Below are 22061 nucleotides of genomic sequence, written 5' to 3'. Positions count from 1 at the left end.
TATAGTATCATTCAATGAAAAATAACTACCTTACCCTTATTTGTTACAACATAAAGCGAAGAATTTACAAACACTGGAACATAATAAGTTGATGGTAATATATGATTTATTAATTTTAAAGCTCCAGATTTATAATCTATTAATACCACACAGCCATCATCTCCTATGACTAAAACTTCATCATTCATTATAATAGGAGCATTCCATTGATTTTTAGGTTTTCCATGTTGCAACAAGTCATATTGCCATAAAAAATCTCCTGTACTGATATCCATTAACACAAGTTTATTGTCTATCACAGTTGCTATATTACCTCTTTCAATTTTAGAAATACCTTTAACTTTTAAATTTTTTGACCATCTGGTTTTACCAGACTCAATATCAATATTCGATATACTATGTAATTTATCAACAGCAATTACAGTACCATTTGTTGCCTCTAAAGAAATTCCATGAGCAAATGCAACATTAGTATTTGATGCATCGCTTTCCCAAATTTTTAAACCACTTAAAGAATTAAATGCAGCAATTTTTCCATTAGAAAAAGAGAATATAACTGTTTCACCATATGATGCTGAAGACAACGAACTATAGCTTTTTACTTCAGGAAGTGATTCCTGATTACTTGATATTAGTGATCCATCAGACACATTAAAAAAGTATAAACAATTATCTACAGTAACAACCATTAAATGATTTCCAATAATAACAGGAGATCCAGCAATCACACTCCTTAATTCTTTCTGCCATTTTATTTCTCCAGTTTCAAAATCAATACAATAGACATTATCATCTGCTATATAAAATATCATATTTTCAGAGTATAATATACTTGCCCTATACAAATTAGTATGTTTTGTAATTCCTAATTCCCAATAGCATTTTTTAACATTCCCACTATCTACAGAACGCAAGACACCATCTTTAGCTAAAAACACAATCTTATTACCAACAAACACAGGAATAGCATTTTTATGCATTTTCAAAGAAATCTTATCCTTGCTTATCAAACTATCATATTGAACATCATGATCTTTAATATGCTCAACATCATAATTATCACTAGCTTTATATAGATCATGTTCTTCTATTACCTCACTTGCCAATAACAACATAGGGTTAAAGAAAACCAAAACAATTAAGAGTACAATACTGGATCTTATCATTTATATATCAAAAATTATTACATTACTAAACTAACTATATTACTTACAAAAAGAAATCAACTACTTTTACATTATTACGGGATGAACACTTTTCAAAATTGTCAAACCTTTTAAAAAATATTCTACATTTTTCACTGAAATTAATTTTATATATCTAAACACAAGCATACAATAATACTACTTATTACACTTTTACTATTAAAAACTTTAAACCTAATATAATAAATAAAACTAGTATATCAGATAATTAACATTCATTCTTTAACTATATTGTTATATAAATGATAACTTTGCAAAATTCTCAATCATACAATCGTTAATTTCAAGTATGCATTAACACTTTAACAATGTATTCAATCTCCATATTCTTCTGATATCTCAAATGTTTTACACAACATATAATCGTAGCAAAACCTATGTTGCAATTTAAAATCTTAAGTTGTAAAGCTATTGTTCTACTCCTATCAATGTATTCAATACTCTGCTTTCAGTACTTAAATTTTTATAGAATATCCCAGCATAACAAAATCTATACTTCACTTTTAAATAATGTATTTTACTCATCAAAATTATTATTCGAGTATTTCTACACTATACTCAATACACTATTTATTACGTCAAAACATACCATTATTACAAAATCCACCATATCGCACTATAAATCACATATTAATTTAAATATTACAGATTTTCAAAGATTAAACTAAAATTCTTAAAGGAATATCATAATATAAAAATAGATTAATATAATTACTATATTCCCATTCACTCTAAAAATATATCTACTATATCTTAGCAACTATGATATAACATATAATAGTGAAATTTTTCATTGAACATATGACTAACCATTCTGTAATTTTATGCATATTAGATGGATGGGGTAATAGCGAAAATAGTCAATTCAATGCTATTGCTCAATCTTACAAACCCTGCTGGGATAATACAATTCTACAATATCCAAAAAGCCAATTAATTACTCATGGATTAAATGTAGGACTTCCAGATGGACAAATAGGTAATTCAGAAGTTGGACATGTTAACTTAGGAAGCGGCAGGATTGTTTTACAAGATCTATGCAAAATAAATAATGAAATAAAATATATAAAAAACAACCGTTATTTATTAGAATTCATAAAAAAAATAAAGCAAAACAATGGGATATGCCATATAGCTGGTCTGCTATCTGATGGAGGTGTGCACTCTCTTCATACACATATGTTAGATATCATTGATACATTATCTAATTTTCAGATACAAATAGCAGTTCACATATTTTTAGATGGACGTGATACTCCTCCAATATCAGCAATTAAATACATTAATATCTTACGTGAACATATCAAACATTTAAATAATGTAAACATTGCAACAATAAGTGGTCGATATTATTCTATGGATCGTGATAACAAACTAGATCGTACAAGAACAGCATATAAAGCCATGGCATTTGCAGATGCTAAACGTTATACAGATCCATCATTAGCTATCCAGGATAGCTACAATGCTGGTATTACAGACGAATTTATATTACCGTGCGTGATTGGTGATTATAATGGGATGAATCCACAAGATGGGTTCATCATGACAAACTTTAGAAGTGATAGAGCAATACAAATTATAAAAATGATTATAGGAGATATAAAAACCGACAATCATATTACATTAGAAAACACAATAGGTATGGTTAAATATTCAGAAAGCATTAATATCCCATGCCTATTTCCAAACAACAACATCACAAATACATTAGGAGAGGTCATAGCAAATCACAAATTACATCAACTAAGAATCGCAGAAACAGAAAAATACGCACACGTTACTTTCTTTTTTAATGGTGGTAGAGAAGACACGTTTGAAAATGAAGATAGAATTATAATACCATCACCTTCTGTAACTACATACAATTTAATGCCAGAAATGTCTGCAAAAGAAGTTACTAATACAGTTATTGAAAGAATAAAATTACAAAAATATTCTTTAATCATTTTAAATTATGCAAATGCTGATATGGTTGGACACACCGGAAATATAGAAGCAACAAAACAAGCTATAACTGCTCTAGATCAATGCTTAAATAAAATATTAAACTGTATACAAGGTACTAATTATGTATTAGTGATTACTGCTGATCATGGAAATGCAGAAGAAATGTTTGATGTAAAAAACAATATGCCATATACAGCACATACATTAAATCCTGTACCATTCATAATTTGTAATTATAGTAAACAAATTAGATTAAAAAATGGAAGATTATGCGATGTAGCCCCAACGATCTTAGAAATACTCAATATAGAAAAACCAAAGGAAATGACAGGTATTTCATTGATTGAATACATATAAAATTATAATAAAATTCAAAGTCATTGATACTAATCTTAACACATTCAATTAAGAAATTGCTTTAAGATTTAGAATAACTATCATCATATGGATTCTTATTCTTTTTAAAATTTAACCTTATTGGAATCCCATCAATAGAAAAATGCTTCCTCAAACTACTCATTAAATATTGCCTATAAGTTAAATCAATACTATAAGAACCATTAACAACTGCAATAAAAGTTGGAGGTATTACTTTAACTTGTGTAATGTATTTGATCTTCACTACCTTGCCATTACACAATGGAGGTTTATGGTATTCTACAGCTAATTTTAACCATTTATTCAGCACAGAAGTACTAATACGCATTGTCAGACATTTATATAGCTCTATGCTTGTTTCTATTATTTTATTACAATTAATATTTTTAAGTGCAGAAACTTCAATAACCGGAACTTTAAAATTCAATTTATTATAATTACAAATATCTTTTAGCAACTCAGATCTATCTTTTTTAGCAATCATATCCCATTTGTTTAAAGCAATAATAATAGCTTTACCTTTTTGTATAGCAAGTTCAGCAATAGATAAATCTTGTTGCTCTATACCATAAACAGAATCTATCATCAAAATCACAATATCAGACCTATTAATTGACTCAATAGTCTTGTGAACAGAAGTCACTTCTATACTTTCAGTTACCTTTGCTTTTTTACGCATGCCAGCAGTATCAATCAATGTAAATTTCTGACCTCTATATGTATATTCTACATCTATAGAATCTCTAGTTGTTCCAGGTTCAGGACTTACAATCATTCTATTTTCAGCAAGCAACCTATTAATAAAAGTTGATTTACCAGCATTTGGTCTCCCAACAATAGAAAGCTTAATATTATGTAAATCTAATGTATTTAAATCATATTCTTTAATAAATGGCAACAACGCTTCATATAAATCCACTAAACCTAAATTATGTTCTGCAGAAATATAAACTGGACCTATAAAATCAAAATACCCTAAATAATCTATACTATAACATCTCTTTTGACTTTCACATTTATTCGCAATTAATATTATAGGTTTTTTTACCTTCTTTCTTAAATATTTTGCAAACTCTATATTTTTATCATCATGTTCAATCCTTGCATCAACAACGAAAAATATTATATCAGACTCTTCTATAGATAATTTTACTTGATCGAGTACTAATGAAGATAATTTTATTGTATTATCCACTCCACCCGTATCAACAATCTTAAATTTCAATCCACATAAATCAGCATCCCCTTCCCTTCTATCTCTTGTCAAATTAGGAATATTGCTAACAATTGCAGATTTTTGACTAGTTAATCTATTAAAAATAGTAGATTTTCCAACATTAGGTAACCCAACTATAGCTATTTTCAACATAAAAAATTCTACACTTATGATATACTATACAGCCAGACATTATTTAAAGTTATTGAGTATAGCACAATATTACTGTTGATCCTATGGATAACATATTATCAAATTTATAAATCATAGATAATACGTAAAAATACACATTCAACAAACCTCATAAAAGTAAATTATATAGTTAACTTTCAAAGAATTTGCTATATAATTCTCGAGATTTGTTAGATTTATTATGTAAACAATGTCCCAATTAACAAGTTATTATAATTCTATTCTTGTATTATCAGATGGAAAACATTTTTTTGGAAAATCAATAGGAAAGAAAATCTCCACTGTTGGAGAAGTATGCTTTACTACTTCAATGACAGGGTATCAGCACACTATAACTGATCCATCATTTGCAGGCCAAATAATTACATTTACTTTTCCTCACATAGGCAATGTTGGAATAAATTACAAAGATTTCGAAGATCGCAAAATATTAACCCACGGGATCATAGTGAAAACAATATCAGAAGATTCCCACTCAAGTTCATATTCAAATTTAGAACTCTGGATGATAGAAAATAATCTAACTGGAATCTCTGAAATTGATACCAGAGCATTGACATGTCATTTGCGTCAGCATGGCTCACAAAACGGAATAATATATCACTTTGATAACATCAACTCAATAAACTTAGCAAAATTACAAAAAAAAGCTTCTCAATACAATTATAGAGACCATTGTTCATCTATATCATTTGTAAACAACTATAACTCAACAGATGATGATACACTGCTCTATAACATAGTAGTAATTAATTTTGGAATAAAACTAAGTATACTAGATGCTTTATCTAAACTAAGATGTAAAATTCACATGATTTCAGGAAATGAAGATAATTTATCTGAAAAGGTATTATTCATAAAACCCCAAGGCATAGTTTTGTCAAATGGTCCAGGAGACCCATCTGCAATCCCTGAAAACATCATAAAACAAATAAAAACTATTATTGAATCTAAAATACCAATATTAGGCATATGTTTAGGACATCAACTCATTTCATTAGCTTTAGGAGCAAAAATTATCAAAATGTTATTTGGGCATCGAGGAAGCAACCACCCTGTTTACAATAAAATAAATAATAACATAGAAATTACAAGTCAAAACCATGGATTTACTGTCAAAGAAGATTCTTTACCCACAAATGTTCAAGTAACTCATAGATCTTTATTTGATAATACAATAGAAGGTATTCAAGTAAATGATTATCCTATAATTTCAGTGCAATATCACCCTGAAGGAAGTCCTGGACCTAATGACGCAAGTTATATATTTAACCATTTTATTAACTTAATAAGAGAAAATGACTAAAACCTCCTTATATACCATTAAAATATAAAATCTTTTTTATATGAACCTTATAGGGTTTATACTTTCAGGTTTAGTAAGTTTTATGAACATACTTAAAGTTCTATATCTTAACTATAACATAACCCTCAACTTTAAAACGATAACTTACATATCAGAATTACAGTTCATTCAATATTAGGTATCTAACAGTTATACGATAAACAAGGAAAATATATTGATAATTATTAATATTAAGAATATTACCGTTTAGACAATTAAAACGTCACTAACGGTAAAGTTTAATTATTAACTTATCTTGCTATTATTGAAATCTCAAAACCCTATTTCAAATTACATTATCTAAAAGCAATATTACTTTTATAACTGCTATATTACAATATGTAAATTCCAACAAGCAACATATTTTTCAAACTCTAATCTACTAATTTACAATAAAACCAGAACTTTTAATACATAAGACCAAATGGAATATCATTGCTACTATTGGGCATTACTATAACTTGTATATTGCAATATTTTATTATCAATATATAATTAGGTAGATAAAGTTAGGTATGTAAGTGCATCAAAATTTAAAAAAAAATGTTGAAGTGATACTTGCTAATCCAAGAGGATTTTGTGCGGGAGTTTCTAGAGCAATAGAAATCGTAAAGCTAGCAGTAAAATACCATAGTGACAATAGAAAAGTTTACGTACTACATGAAATTGTACACAATAAATATATAATTAATTCCTTAAAGGAAATGGGTGTAATTTTTATAGATACATTAGATCAAGCTGAAGATGGATCAATATTAATATATAGTGCACACGGTATTTCAAAAGAAATAGAACACCTAGGACAATCATGCAACTTAGAGATTATTGATGCAACATGTCCATTAGTAAATAAAGTACATAAGGAAGTGCAAGCTTATGATAAAAAAGGATATCAAATAATTTTAATAGGCCATAAAGGGCATCGTGAAGTCGAAGGTACTATGGGACAAATAACCAACCCTGTACTATTAGTACAAAACCTATCTGACATTGATAATATAGAAGTAACAAATTCAGATAAACTTGCATATGTTACACAAACAACTTTAAGTGTAGATGACACAAAAGAAATAATCAACAAACTAAAACAAAAATTCCCAAATATTAAAGGGCCAGATTTAAAGGATATCTGTTATGCTACTCAAAATAGGCAAACTGCTGTAAAACAATTATCAGAATTAGTAGATATCATATTCGTATTAGGAAGCAAGAATAGTTCAAATTCAAATCGTTTAAAAGAACTAGCTGAATTAAAAACTCCTGCTTTTTTAATAGATTCTTATCAGGAAATTAACTTAGATATTTTAAAAGATGTAAACAAAATAGGAATAACTGCAGGAGCATCAGCCCCAGAAATACTAATCACAGAAGTAATAGATTTACTGAAACAGCACATGAATATCAAGTTATCAGATTTAGAAGTTATAAGAGAGAACGTTGCATTCAATATACCAAAACAATTAAGAGAATACAAACTATAACATATCTGCTATTTTCACAATGGTAAATTTTCTATCTTGCACTTCCAGTATTAAAAAAATTACTCTATTCATTATATATATTCATGGTAGACTTGGTAATAGATTTATTGAATAATACAAATTAAAATCACAATTATAGGAAACTCATGGAGCATTCTATCATTCCAAACATGTCAATTAAGGTTATTAAGTTAACCAAAAATAATCTGCCTCTTCCATCATATTCAACAGATAATAGTTCTGGTATGGATTTATATTCAGCAGTTGTCACAGACGTTATATTAGAACCAGGATGCAGAGTGTGCATTAATACTGGTATTGCAATTTCTGTTCCTAATGGATATGAAGCTCAAGTTAGACCAAGATCTGGACTGGCACTTAAATTCGGTATAACTGTACTCAATACTCCAGGAACTATAGATGCTGACTATCGTGGAGAAATCAAAGTTATCTTAATTAATCTTGGAAATGAAGCATATACTATAAAATACGGAGATAGAATAGCACAAATGATAATAGCTCCAATAACGCGTATTTCATGGGATCTCGTTGAAGATTTTGACAATGATAAAACAAAACGCGGAGCCCAAGGATTTGGTTCAACTGGAATATAAGTTTTTCTTTAGTATTTGATTACATAAATCTCAACATGCATATATAATACCTATACCTAGCATATTATTCATTATAAAAGTGTAATCCTAATATCTAGAACAATAAGCATGATGTTTAATTACTATTATTATCATTAAATAATCAGTACAAAAGTATCTTTATACCTACAATTTTAAAATACATTTTACATAACTAACAATAACAATGACATTCCATGAAATAAGATTTCCAGAAGATATTTCTTACGGGTCAACTGGTGGACCAGAATTTTCAACAAACATTATTGAAACAAATAATGGAAGTGAATATCGTAGAATCAATCTATCATACCCACGCAACAAATACAATGTAATGTATAACACAAAATCAAAAGATCAATTAGTAAGATTAATTCATTTTTTTTACATTCATAAAGGTAAAGCTATTGGATTCCGTTTTAAAGATTGGCTAGATTATAAAGCAAAAAAACAACAAATTGGTATAGGAAATGATCAGCAAAAAAATTTTCAAATAATCAAAACATATAGTATCGATCAATACTCATACACACGTATAATTACAAAACCAGTTATGAATACAGTAAAAATTTACTACAATAACATTATAAAAGCCGATGGGTTTTCTATAAATTTCTTAAATGGTCAAATAGAGTTCAACAATCCACCACATAATGGAGTAAAAATACATGTAGATTACGAATTTGATGTGCCTGTAAGATTTGATTCAGATTACTTACCATACTCTATAAATAATTATAAAGAATATAATTGCAACAATATTGCACTCATAGAAGTAAAAGTTTAGATTTATGCTAAAATTGATATAATCTTTAATATATTTACATATAGAAGTTACTTTACACTGCCTTATAGAAGTTTATATAATAAATAAACATAAATTTCCCTTAACTCTCTATTCAACCTAAAATACTACTAACTCTCTTATGATAGTGGAATTATTCCTGATTCAATAAATTCTGAATTGTAGATTCTGCTTGTTTAATACTTTCTTCTATCGCTTTCATTTCATCAGGATCTGTCACCTGTGCTTTTCTATCCTTTAATGATTCTATCATTGCCTTAAGCTGCTCTATCATTAATGCAATATCTTGTTTTGATAATCTACGTTTTTGTTTACCACTTTGAGGATCTATAAATAACTTATCAAAAGCTTCAGATAATTTATTTGATAATTCTTGCGTACATTGACTCAATATTACTTTAAAAGTTTTCTTTAAAGACTTTGGAGTCACAGTTGCTTTAGTTGACTTTGCTTTTTTATCAGAATTCTCAACTTTGCTTTTGCTAGATTCTTTCTTCTTCTTTTCTGTATCTTTAACATCCAATTGATCACTTGGAATACCCTTATTATCTAGAACTCCGTCCCTATCTTTCATCGATAATATAGCACTAGACTGTACAGATTGTGTTTTTACATTTTGAGTTATCGTACTTTCTTCACCAATAGATGCTAAACTAGCTAACCCTTCAACATCGGATACACTATCACTATTTCCTGAACTATTTTCATCTGTTTCACTATCAGATATATCATCAGCACCCTCTTTAAGATCTTCATGTTCTAAATCCTGAAGTGTTTCATCAACCTGAGTATCAGCTTCACTTACTTCCTCCGGTTCTGTCACACTTTCAGATACAATTCCTTCAGTAAACTTACCTTCTTCTTCATGAGTATCGTCAATACTTTGATCTACAGTATCCTCATGTTCCACAACACCATCTTTATCATCATGTTCCACAACACCATCTTTATCATCATGCTCTACAATATCATCTTTATCACCATGTTCTGCAATATCACCTTTATCTCCTGATGTACTATCTTGAGCATCATAAGGTACTTCATCATGTACTCTTTCATCCTCAACTTGATCCGAAGCACTACTATCACCTTGAGATTCTTCATTATTAACCTGAGTGTCAGCTTCACTTACTTCTTCTGGTTCTGTCACACTTTCAGATACAATTCCTTCAGTAAACTTACCTTCTTCTTCATAAGTATCGTCAATACTTTGATCTACAGTACCCTCATGTTCTACAACACTATCTTTATCTTCATGCTCTACAATATCACCTTTATCACCATGTTCTACGACATCACCTTCATCTTCTGATGCACTATCTTGAGTATCATCTTGACTATCATAAGGTACTTCATCATGTACTCTTTCATCTTCAACTTGATCCGAAGCACTACTATCACCTTGAGATTCTTCACTATCAACCTGAGTATCAGTTTCACTTACTCCTTCTGGTTCTGTCACACTTTCAGATACAATTCCTTCAGTAAACTTACCTTCTTCTTCATGAGTATCGTCAATACTTTGATCTACAGTATCCTCATGTTCTACAACACCACCTTTATCATCATGCTCTACAATATCATCTTTATCACCATGTTCTGCAATATCACCTTTATCTCCTGATGTACTATCTTGAGCATCATAAGGTACTTCATCATGTACTCTTTCATCCTCAACTTGATCCGAAGCACTACTATCACCTTGAGATTCTTCACTATCAACCTGAGTATCAGCTTCACTTACTTCTTCTGGTTCTGCCACACTTTCAGATACAATTCCTTCAGTAAACTTACCTTCTTCTTCATGAGTATCGTCAATACTTTGATCTACAGTACCCTCATGTTCTACAATATCACCTTTATCACCATGTTCTACGACATCACCTTCATCTTCTGATGTACTATCTTGAGTATCATCTTGACTATCATAAGGTACTTCATCATGTACCTTGTCATCTTCAACTTGATCCGAAGCACTACTATCACCTTGAGATTCTTCACTATCAACCTGAGTATCAACGTCACTTACTCCTTCTGGTTCTGCCACACTTTCAGATACAATTCCTTCAGTAAACTTACCTTCTTCTTCATGAGTATCGTCAATACTTTGATCTACAGTACCCTCATGTTCTACAACACTATCTTTATCTTCATGCGCTACAATATCACCTTTATCACCATGTTCTACGTCATCTTGACTATCATAAGGTACTTCATCATGTACCTTGTCATCTTCAACTTGATCCGAAGCACTACTATCACCTTGAGATTCTTCACTATCAACCTGAGTATCAGCTTCACTTACTTCTTCTGGTTCTGTCACACTTTCAGATACAATTCCTTCAGTAAACTTACCTTCTTCTTCATGAGTATCGTCAATACTTTGATCTACAGTATCCTCATGCTCTACAATATCATCTTTATCACCATGTTCTGCAATATCACCTTTATCTCCTGATGTACTATCTTGAATATCATAAGGTACTTCATCATGTACTCTTTCATCCTCAACTTGATCCGAAGCACTACTATCACCTTGAGATTCTTCACTATCAACCTGAGTATCAGCTTCACTTACTTCTTCTGGTTCTGTCACACTTTCAGATACAATTCCTTCAGTAAACTTACCTTCTTCTTCATGAGTATCGTCAATACTTTGATCTACAGTACCCTCATGTTCTACAACACTATCTTTATCTTCATGCGCTACAATATCACCTTTATCACCATGTTCTACGACATCACCTTCATCTTCTGATGTACTATCTTGAGTATCATCTTGACTATCATAAGGTACTTCATCATGTACTCTTTCATCTTCAACTTGACCTGAAGCACTACTATCACCTTGAGATTCTTCACTATCAACCTGAGTATCAGTTTCACTTACTCCTTCTGGTTCTGCCACACTTTCAGATACAATTCCTTCAGTAAACTTACCTTCTTCTTCATGAGTATCGTCAATACTTTGATCTACAGTATCCTCATGCTCTACAATATCATCTTTATCTCCTGATGTACTATCTTGAGTATCATAAGGTACTTCATCATGTACTCTTTCATCTTCAACTTGACCTGAAGCACTACTATCACCTTGAGATTCTTCACTATCAACCTGAGTATCAGTTTCACTTACTCCTTCTGGTTCTGTCACACTTTCAGATACAATTCCTTCAGTAAACTTACCTTCTTCTTCATGAGTATCATCAATACTTTGATCTACAGTACCCTCATGTTCTACAACACTATCTTTATCTTCATGCTCTACAATATCACCTTTATCTCCTGATGTACTATCTTGAGTATCATAAGGTACTTCATCATGTACTCTTTCATCTTCAACTTGATCCGAAGCACTACTATCACCTTGAGATTCTTCACTATCAACCTGAGTATCAGTTTCACTTACTCCTTCTGGTTCTGTCACACTTTCAGATACAATTCCTTCAGTAAACTTACCTTCTTCTTCATGAGTATCGTCAATACTTTGATCTACAGTATCCTCATGTTCTACAACACCATCTTTATCATCATGTTCTGCAATATCACCTTTATCTCCTGATGTACTATCTTGAGTATCATAAGGTACTTCATCATGTACTCTTTCATCCTCAACTTGACCTGCAGTACCACTGTCATCTTGAGATTCTTCACTATCAACCTGAGTATCAGTTTCACTTACTCCTTCTGGTTCTATCACATCATCAGATAGCATATCACTGAGTTCTTCAGTCTCTGTACTATATTGCTGTGACATATCATGTTCAGGCTCAATATCAGGATTATCTACATTACCTTCTAAATAACCTAAATCTAAAACACTATCACTCAAACCATCAACATCGGTGTATTTAGAATCCTCTGTTCCTTGTTCCATATCCGCAACAGCCATATCACTTACTGATACTGATGAATCTTGTGAATCTACATCATGCTGCGCTACAACTTCCGAAGGTAAATCACTCCCTTCCTCGGTACTGAAATCAATGCTTTGCTCACCTACAAATGCAGCACTATCTGACTCCGAAGTAGCATCAAATAATGAACTTTCACCACTAAAATCTGCAATATCATTCGTAGAATGAGTTGTGTCCAAATCTTCTAAATCTACATCTTGCGGTAACACATTTTCTTTTGGATCCTCTACAGTATCTGTAGCATCAGTATCATCTCTTGCAGACATACCTAAAGGAGTACTTAAACTAGCATCACTACAATCTTGTATAACATCAGCAAATCCTCCTGGAATTTCATCTAGCATTGATTCGTTTGAGGATCCCATATCCTTATCAATTTCATATCCATCATTACCTTCTAAATCTTGTTGTGATATTTCTGAACTTGTATCATCTGCAGAAGATACAATATCCAAACAAGAATCTCTATCTTCGGTACTATCATATACTTGTGTCACATCATCTGAACTTGAGGTAACTTCAACATCTGGAATATCACCTGATACCACATCTAAATTCTTCAATTCCAGATCTTTATCTAGAGATACTTCAATTTCACCATTACTCGCTAAATCTTGTTGTGATACTTCTGAACTTGCATCATCCGCAGAAGATATAATATCTAAACAAGAATCTCTATCTTGAGCACTATCATATATTTGTGTCACATCATCTGAACTTGAGGTAACTTCAACATCTGGAATATCACCTGATACCACATCTAAATTCTTCAATTCCAGATCTTTATCTAGAGATACTTCAATTTCACCATTACTCGCTAAATCTTGTTGTGATACTTCTGAAGACACATTATTAATAGAAGATGTAACATCTAAAGGAGTACTTAACTCAGCACTATCATATAGCTGTGCCTCAGTACCTGATGCTGCTTCCATACCTTTTAATTCCATTTGCTCCAACAACGCATCACGTTTCGATATATCCATTGATACTTCAACTTCACTTCGATTACCATCTGCCGAACCCTGTTGTAATACATCTGAACCTATATCACTACCTACCTGCACCTGTGTACCTAAATCTATAGCATTCAGATCTCGAAAATCTGAGGAAGCACTAATTTTAGATAAATCTTCAGTAATTAAATCTTGAGGATGACCCATTGGATCACGAGAACTAGCGTAACCCTGTGTAACATCATCAAACTTATCACCTAAATATTCATGTAAAGCATTATCAAGTCTATCACAATCATACTGAATAGTTTGCAACGCAGTGTCATTTTCAGCATTATCAAGCATTGTTTTAAGCTGCTCTCTTACTTCAAGTGCATGCTCTATATTCCCTTCACTTACACATACATTCCCATATCTATCCAATAATGTACTACCTTCAGTAGGTAATCCTCCTTTAATAATATCACTCCCATTACCACCTTTATATCCATCTAATAATGCACTACCAGCTTCACTACGTAATCCTTCCCTAATAATATGACTCTTATCACCATCTTTATAATCATCTGATAATGCACTACCAGCTTCACTACGTAATCCTTCCCTAATAATATGATTCTTATCACCACCTTTATATTCATCTGGTGATACAGTACCACTTTTGTTACCTACTGTTTCTTTAGAAAAAGGATTCCTTGCATCATCATCCTCTGTTTCTTTCTTTTTATTAGGAATATAAGGGCTTGGTCTATGTTTCTCAGGTCCTAATATATGTGCTTTCAAACTATCCAAAGCAGCTTTACGATCTTCAATTGCATTGTGAATTAATCCACCATCCCTATTACCAAGCATTTTGCCAGCAACATGACCACCTAAATATTTCAATGCATCCAACGGAGAAAATCCTAAATGAGCACCTATAAAAGCTCGAGCATAATTTAACCGCTTAAAGTTATTACTAAAACTCCTATCATATTCATTATATGAAGAAGTCAATGCACCAGTAACACCAGCAGTAAATTTAACAGCTGCACCTAGATAAGGAATACTCTTTAACGCATTTAAAGGCATACGAGCAACTGCAGTAATGTAATTACCTACCGCAAATTTTAAGCCATCTATACCTTGATCAATCTTTTGGAACACAACACCTACAACTGGAATTCCTGAAAAAATCTTCATGAATCCACCTTCATACATACTAGCAATAGTTTGAGACATCATATTACCGCCAGCTAGAGATACTGCTACACTTTGAACAAACGCACGCATCTGCCATATTAATAACGCAGCTAATAATAAAGAACCAACTTCTGTCCAGAATATTAAATATCCAGCCCTAACCCTTAAGATTAACCAATAATCGTATTGCTTATTCAATTCTTCCTGAGGAGTACGTTCTTGAGCAGCACTCCCTATAACATCAGCAATAATACTATCAATTATTTGAGATTTAAAATCCTCATCTTTATATTTCTCTAATTCACTTTTTTTCTCAGAATTATCTTTAGTTCTTCTCTGCTGTATAATTTGTAAAACTTTATTTTTACTGTTCAAGCTTATAGTACCGTTTTTTTCTAAAACATCTAACTCATCTTCTATATCCTTTACCAACCTTGCAGCTACATATTTTTTATTAGAAGAAAGTAATGCATTAATATAATAAGATAACTGTCTAAACGGACTATCTTGAGATACAGTCACACCAAACGGATTCCCATCAGTTTTAGCATCTGGATCAAGAAAAGGATAATCTACGTATCTAAAATCCTTATGCTTACGATCAGGAGGAACATCAATATATGCACCTCCACCAGTAAATTTATATCTTGCACTACCAGAAGACTTACGATCATTAAGATTAAAATCTGTTGTCAATCCAATAACTTTTGGATCATAAGTTTGCCCTGGAGTCCATCCAAAAATACTTTGATCAACTATACATCCAATTTTACCTAATACACATATCTTTACCTTCAGCCACTCATTATAACATGTCGTAAACCCAAAAATACGGTAATAATAATTCATAATAAGTGCACCAAACAGGGAAATCAGAGTGAACATTAATATTGCCTGCATAGCAAAACTTACACATTGTGTTAACCAACCATCAAATAAGCTCTTAAATTGAGAAAAAAGAATACCTAACAAAAATAATGGGAATAACCCAATCAAAAATGTAATACCAACAAATGCTGTTAGATATATAACACATCCATACATACATAAAGCAATGTAGATGAATACGGCAATAATAATTACACATACAGCAAATATTGAAGAAAAATCAGCGATGATTAATGCTCTGATCTTTATCTTCCAAATAACTGGAGAAAATATTTTATTTACTATCATGTCATCCAGAAAAGAAAAAGGTTCTTTAGGATTATAAGAACCTGTATGACTATTAATTAGCGCAATAATCTGATCTATACCATGAATAAATAAAGCAAGTAAATGGTTATAAAAGAACTCCCAACTACTTGGAGAAATCAATAATATTACTAACGATATTTTTAATATTCTAATAATAATATCACCAAATGGGCTCTGTACCATACCAAAAATATAAGCTAAAGCCCCAAATACTAAAAACAAAGTTAACACACTAAAAATAAAATTTTTAAATATCGGGTTTCCAACTAGATGTCTAAAAACTTGTTCACCTGCTTTATCTAGTTCACCTCTTACCTGTTTACGAACCCATTCAAAAACAGAAAATTGTTTTTCTGTTTTTACACCTTCAAGGAATGTGATTGCATATCCCCCAACATTATCATAATAATACTTATCTAATATTTTTACATATATCTTCCACCCTGGCTCCAATTGCACCTTTTGACAAAGGGAATTCATAATTGGTTTATTTTTAGTAGAAAAAACATCACTACCAGCCAATTCTAATGGCTTGTATCCTATATGCATTACAGGAGACACCGGATATCTCATATGATCCAACGTTTCATTTGGTTCAGGGTCATCTGGTCTCTTAAATAATAAATATGCACCATATCCATTTTTGAACCAACAAGGAGGTCCATATGCCCCTCTTTCCAAGTCATCTTTAACTCCAGTGATTAGTTCACATGATACCTTACATTCACTATGACCATCAGGAACAAAAGTCTTTTCTATTTTATTATAAGGCCCACAAATTCTCTCAACAGACAATATTTGATTATAATGTTCCGAATCTTCATCACCAAAACTTACACTTTTTTCAGCACTAACATCATTGACCCATGCAGTCCACATCCCCTCAGCTTTTAATACAATTGGACGACCATCTGTCACATATCCAGTATATTTCCACCGTACTACTTGATCATTTTTTACAATATTTCCCAATGACTTATTATCAGCAATAAAATCTTCTGATCGTGAATCAAAATATGCTGAAACAGAAGCTGTTCTAGTTTCAGTAAAGACATCAGCTGGTACACATCTAGGAACTGGATGTTGATTAGATTCACATGCAGTTATTACCAAAAGTAATAATAATTTTATAAAACCCTTTTTAATAAAATTACACATATTTACTCTTTATCATTATCACTTAACTTTCCAAAATTCTATTCTTGCTGATCTTTTTTACCACGTTTCTTAACAATTCCTCTTTCATATGATTCTTCTTCCACTGCTATTGCCGACTCATGACCTGCAATTTTTTCTGCAACACTAGAGTATTCATCCATATAAAGCCTTTTACGTTGTGGACCATCCAAAAAGTTAATATCTTTTCTTCCTCTTTTTCTGCCATCACTATCATCACTATCAGAAGATTCAACAACACTAGAAGCTTTGCCTGCTTCTTCTTGTACATCAGTATCATTATTTCCAGACGTATTTTCATTACCATCAAGAGTATTATCTGTACTTTGATCATTACCAAGATTATTATCTCCATCACTAGTACTTACTTCTGTACCATCACTAACAGAATCAGCATCTTGTTCAGTAACACTTGAAGCACTATCATCATTCTCATCGTTATCACGTGAGCCACCCTGTGCTTCATCACTCTCATCACTACTAGTATCCTGCTCAGCAACACTTGAAGTATCATCAGCGTTCTCATCGTTATCACGTGAGCCACCCTGTGCTTCATCACTCTCATCACTGCTAGTATCCTGCTCAGCAACACTTGAAGTATCATCAGCGTTCTCATCGTTATCACGTGAGCCACCCTGTGCTTCATCACTCTCATCACTGCTAGTATCCTGCTCAGCAACACTTAAAGTACTATCACCATTCTCATCGTTATCACGTGAGCCGCCCTGTGCTTCATCACTCTCATCACTGCTAGTATCCTCAGCAACACTTGAAGTATCATCAGCACTTTCACTGTTATCACGTGAGCCGCCCTGTGCTTCATCACTCTCACCACTGCTACTATCTTGTTCAGTAATACTTGAAGCATCATCAGCACTTTCACTGTTATCACGTGAGCCTCCCTGTACTTCATCATTCTCACCACTACTAGTATCCTGCTCAGTAACATTTGAAGCATTACCAGCATTTTCACCGTTATCACGTGAGCCGTTTTGTGCACCATCACCTTCATTATCACCAGTATCTTGTGTAGTAGCAACATTACCAGTATCACCATCACCATGCAATTCCGAACCTGCATCACTACTAGCATCTTGTGAATCCATTCCTGAAGTACCATCAGCACTAGTATCATTTCTAGTCACAGATGGATTACTATCTAAATTATCAGCACCTTGCATTTCATTATAACTTAATGTGAATGGTGTAGTATCAAGTACGCTGCTACTACTTAGGGGTGACACATCATTATGCAACTGCTCACTAGCTCTTCCCGTTTTACTATCTTCTTTAATATCATCACCTGATTGAGGTTGTTGAGGCACATTATCACCTTTATCAGAAATACCAGTCCGCAAACCACCATCATGACCTTTGGGAGGTAAATCAGAATCACTACCACCACTTCTTTCTACAGATTCCCCCCTACTTTCAGGATTAGGATTACTTCTACTAACGATATCAACATCCGATTTACCGGTAGATTTACGGTTACGCATTGCTTCCTTAATTATATTTTGTGTTTCTTGATCACGTCCCACTATAGAAGCTAAAGCCTGAGTAGCACCATATACACTTGCACTAAGACCAGCAACGCTCCCTGATATAGAATGAGCAATTGTCTCAGACATACCCTTAAATCCTCTCATAGCATGAGCCGCAAGAAGCAATATTAACGCTGATGCAATGTCAAACGGTAGCCCTAACAATCCACCATTCCCCTGAACATAAGATTCTCTTATTGATTCAGTAATAGATAAATCAGGTGAATATCCTACAGGTAATAACACAGACACTAGGCAAATATCATAGGGAGCACCTTCTTCAACAGCACTAGTAGGAAGATCAAAACCTAAGTAACATTGATTACAAACAGTAAAGCTTGTTACCTTATATAACACTGTTAACACAACTTGATTTAAAAATGCAAGTGCAGCAAATAAAATTATAGGCTGTAATGAAAAATTTACTAACATTTTGACCCATGCATCAAAAAGTGTCTTTGTCAGTTGAAAGAAAATAAAAGTTATAAAGATAGGTGCTAATGTTGCTAAAAAAGCCACAGCAACAATAGTCAATAAATAAGCTATGATTGCTTCAATAACACACATAAAAAATACAAAAAAGGCCCAGAAAATTATATAAAATATTAACCATCCTATAGGTCCTGTAAGTATCAATGTTAATAATCTAATCCACACCTCTCCTGTCAATAATATTCCTAAAGTAGTATCCAAAAATCTAAATGAATTATCCCCATCCAATTCACCATTAAATGCAGCTACAAGGTCACTTGTTCCTTGAATAAATATTGAAAAGAAATGATCACTAAAAAACTCCCAACTACCTTGACTTATCAAACCAACAACAATTGCTATTTTAGCAATCCGTACTCCCAAGTCATACTTAGTAAATTTTACAACACCTATTGCATATCCTAATACCGTAAAAACTATATATAGACTACATAACGCTTGTAATGCTCTCCATAATGATCCTGCACCAGTTTGATTAGCATATATGCTTTGTATTGCACCTTGTGATTTACTGGTACGTGCCACATCTAAAGCTTGCGCAATATTGTCAACCTGCGTATCCTTAGGTACACCATACAAAATCCTTAAAAGGAAATCCCGAATCATAACAAATACTTTAGAAAAATTTGGATTCCATCTTTTTATAAAAAAATCCACAAAATATTTATTAGCTGATTCAATTCCTGGTAAACTACTATAATCAAACTGATTTTCATAACCTCTAACATCTATTCCTAAATAAATTTTCCCAGATTTTTTTTCAGAACCATCTTTGTTAATCATATACACTCCTGTTCCAGATTCTGGATTTTCAGGATCAGGTACAAATAATTCAATAGTACCTGGATCACCAGGAAATATGGTTGGAGGATTATCTCCTATATACATATATAACTTTTTTCCGTACATAAAATTACATATACGTTCTACATGAATGTTATACCCACCAGAATATGAAGCATATTTTTGTTTTTCACCTATTACTGCAAACCTCAACGTAACACTTTCATCAGAATCATATGCATAACTAATATTAGATTTTAAGCTATTTGAATCAATATTTTGGGAAGAAATATCAGCATAACACGAACCACCCTGAACTTTCTGCGGGAAACAATAATAGTTTCGTGCATCTTTTTCTTGTTTATGTGTTACTCGCGTACCAAAAAAAGCAGTCAATCCTTGTATTATTGGGTCAGAATTATTAGCATTCTTACTAATGTCTTCTAATTTTGCCTTGCTAATTTCTTCAAATGTAGCATCTTTGTTATATTCATAACTACCACTAATAATACAATTTCCATCTGAACCATAGTTCGATATCGTAGCAATTTCCTTACCAGTAACAAGCTTTGATTTAGAATTACATATAGTACCACATACACAATTTATATCATAAGTTGTAAAATTATTAATAACATCTATCAGTTCTTTAATTATATCTGTTGTAATATCACCTTGAGCTTTTTGTTTTTGATAATATTCAAATTGAGAAGTACTTATAGTATCAACATGATTTATAATTTTCTTCTCATTCAATTCCTTAATAATTGTACAATGTTTTTTTAACGTCTCAACATTAACTTTTTGATTTTTAATTATTCTAGCATCATAAACAAAAGGAGCATTAATCCAATTCTTTTTCGCATCTTCACTATAAAAAATCTTATTTCCATAAGGAGTATCTGTATTATCTACTAATGCTGAAACTTCAGTACCTTGCAAACGAGGTATTGCACCAGCCATTCCTCCAGATTCCTTACATTCTTGATTGACTTTCACATAAAATTTAGGAACACCATTCTGACAAATATTTTCAGCTGGAATAGCTTGCTGACAATTACTATCTTCAAAAATTTCATCATCAGAATAGTATATGACACCCAATTCTTTTAATGCAGCAGAGCTACAGTCTGTTACTTTCACCTTTCGAGGAATTAAACTAACTTTAAATGCATCCCCTTTATTTAATCGAAAAGCACTAACAGTGTGTGCAACTCCTGACAAATACTCTGAGTTTGCAGCTTTAGTTCTCAAAGAAGCATTACTACACACATCTTTTATATTTTGATAGGTAGACTCATCTTTATAAGAAATGTCCTTAATATCACTAATACAAGAAACTGCTGGAACAATTAGATTTTTTGGATTTAAAAAATCTTTGGGACACATATTTAACGCTCCAGTAACTGCTACCCTCATTGGAGGTTGATCCTTACTAACTCTTAATTCAGTGTCAATCCAATTAGGCTGCAATACTTTTGATACTTTCTTTACTGTTGGACTAACTTCCACAACAACTGAATTCCCACTAATACCTTTACTACCCTCAATACAATTAACCCCACATCCTGTAACAAAAAATAGTAATAATATTATAAACTTTTTCATAC

Annotated in this window: 9 protein-coding genes; 5 read left to right on the top strand and 4 right to left on the bottom strand. The window is 32.0% G+C overall.

Annotated elements, in window-relative coordinates; genetic code table 11:
• Positions 1 to 11: 11 nt before the first annotated feature.
• Complete coding sequence (locus ECH_RS02115; protein ID WP_226988434.1) at positions 12 to 1115, bottom strand: PQQ-binding-like beta-propeller repeat protein; 1104 nt, start codon at positions 1113 to 1115, stop codon at positions 12 to 14.
• A gap of 891 nt (positions 1116 to 2006) precedes the next feature.
• Here ECH_RS02115 and gpmI point away from each other — a divergent pair.
• Positions 2007 to 3512: a 2,3-bisphosphoglycerate-independent phosphoglycerate mutase gene (gene gpmI / locus ECH_RS02110; protein WP_011452642.1), complete on the top strand. Its 1506-nt coding sequence runs from the start codon at positions 2007 to 2009 to the stop codon at positions 3510 to 3512.
• 61 nt (positions 3513 to 3573) lie between these two features.
• On the opposite strand, the gene der is transcribed toward gpmI, so the two are convergent.
• Positions 3574 to 4902 (bottom strand): ribosome biogenesis GTPase Der, encoded by a 1329-nt coding sequence (gene der / locus ECH_RS02105; protein WP_006011069.1) that lies wholly within the window; start codon positions 4900 to 4902, stop codon positions 3574 to 3576.
• Positions 4903 to 5131: 229 nt separating this feature from the next.
• On the opposite strand from der, the gene carA reads away from it, so the two are divergent.
• From carA to ECH_RS02085, 4 genes are all read left to right on the top strand, one after another.
• Entirely contained in the window at positions 5132 to 6247 is a 1116-nt protein-coding gene (gene carA, locus ECH_RS02100) for a glutamine-hydrolyzing carbamoyl-phosphate synthase small subunit (RefSeq protein WP_011452641.1), read from the top strand.
• A gap of 560 nt (positions 6248 to 6807) precedes the next feature.
• Positions 6808 to 7767 (top strand): 4-hydroxy-3-methylbut-2-enyl diphosphate reductase, encoded by a 960-nt coding sequence (gene ispH / locus ECH_RS02095; RefSeq protein ID WP_006011931.1) that lies wholly within the window; start codon positions 6808 to 6810, stop codon positions 7765 to 7767.
• A gap of 146 nt (positions 7768 to 7913) precedes the next feature.
• Positions 7914 to 8381: a dUTP diphosphatase gene (gene dut / locus ECH_RS02090; protein ID WP_006011929.1), complete on the top strand. Its 468-nt coding sequence runs from the start codon at positions 7914 to 7916 to the stop codon at positions 8379 to 8381.
• 205 nt (positions 8382 to 8586) lie between these two features.
• The gene (locus ECH_RS02085) at positions 8587 to 9186 is read left to right on the top strand and encodes a DUF2460 domain-containing protein (protein WP_011452640.1); all 600 of its coding nucleotides are present in this window, start codon (positions 8587 to 8589) and stop codon (positions 9184 to 9186) included.
• 151 nt (positions 9187 to 9337) lie between these two features.
• On the opposite strand, the gene ECH_RS02080 is transcribed toward ECH_RS02085, so the two are convergent.
• Positions 9338 to 17614 (bottom strand): type IV secretion system protein, encoded by an 8277-nt coding sequence (locus ECH_RS02080; RefSeq protein ID WP_011452639.1) that lies wholly within the window; start codon positions 17612 to 17614, stop codon positions 9338 to 9340.
• 38 nt (positions 17615 to 17652) lie between these two features.
• Positions 17653 to 22059, bottom strand: coding sequence for a type IV secretion system protein (locus tag ECH_RS02075; protein ID WP_011452638.1), 4407 nt, complete (start codon positions 22057 to 22059; stop codon positions 17653 to 17655).
• Positions 22060 to 22061: the final 2 nt, after the last annotated feature.

Origin of the sequence: Ehrlichia chaffeensis str. Arkansas (assembly GCF_000013145.1) — a bacterium.
Lineage (GTDB): Bacteria > Pseudomonadota > Alphaproteobacteria > Rickettsiales > Anaplasmataceae > Ehrlichia > Ehrlichia chaffeensis.
Note: the sequence above shows the minus strand (reverse complement) of the source record. Positions and strands in the feature narration are given on the sequence as shown.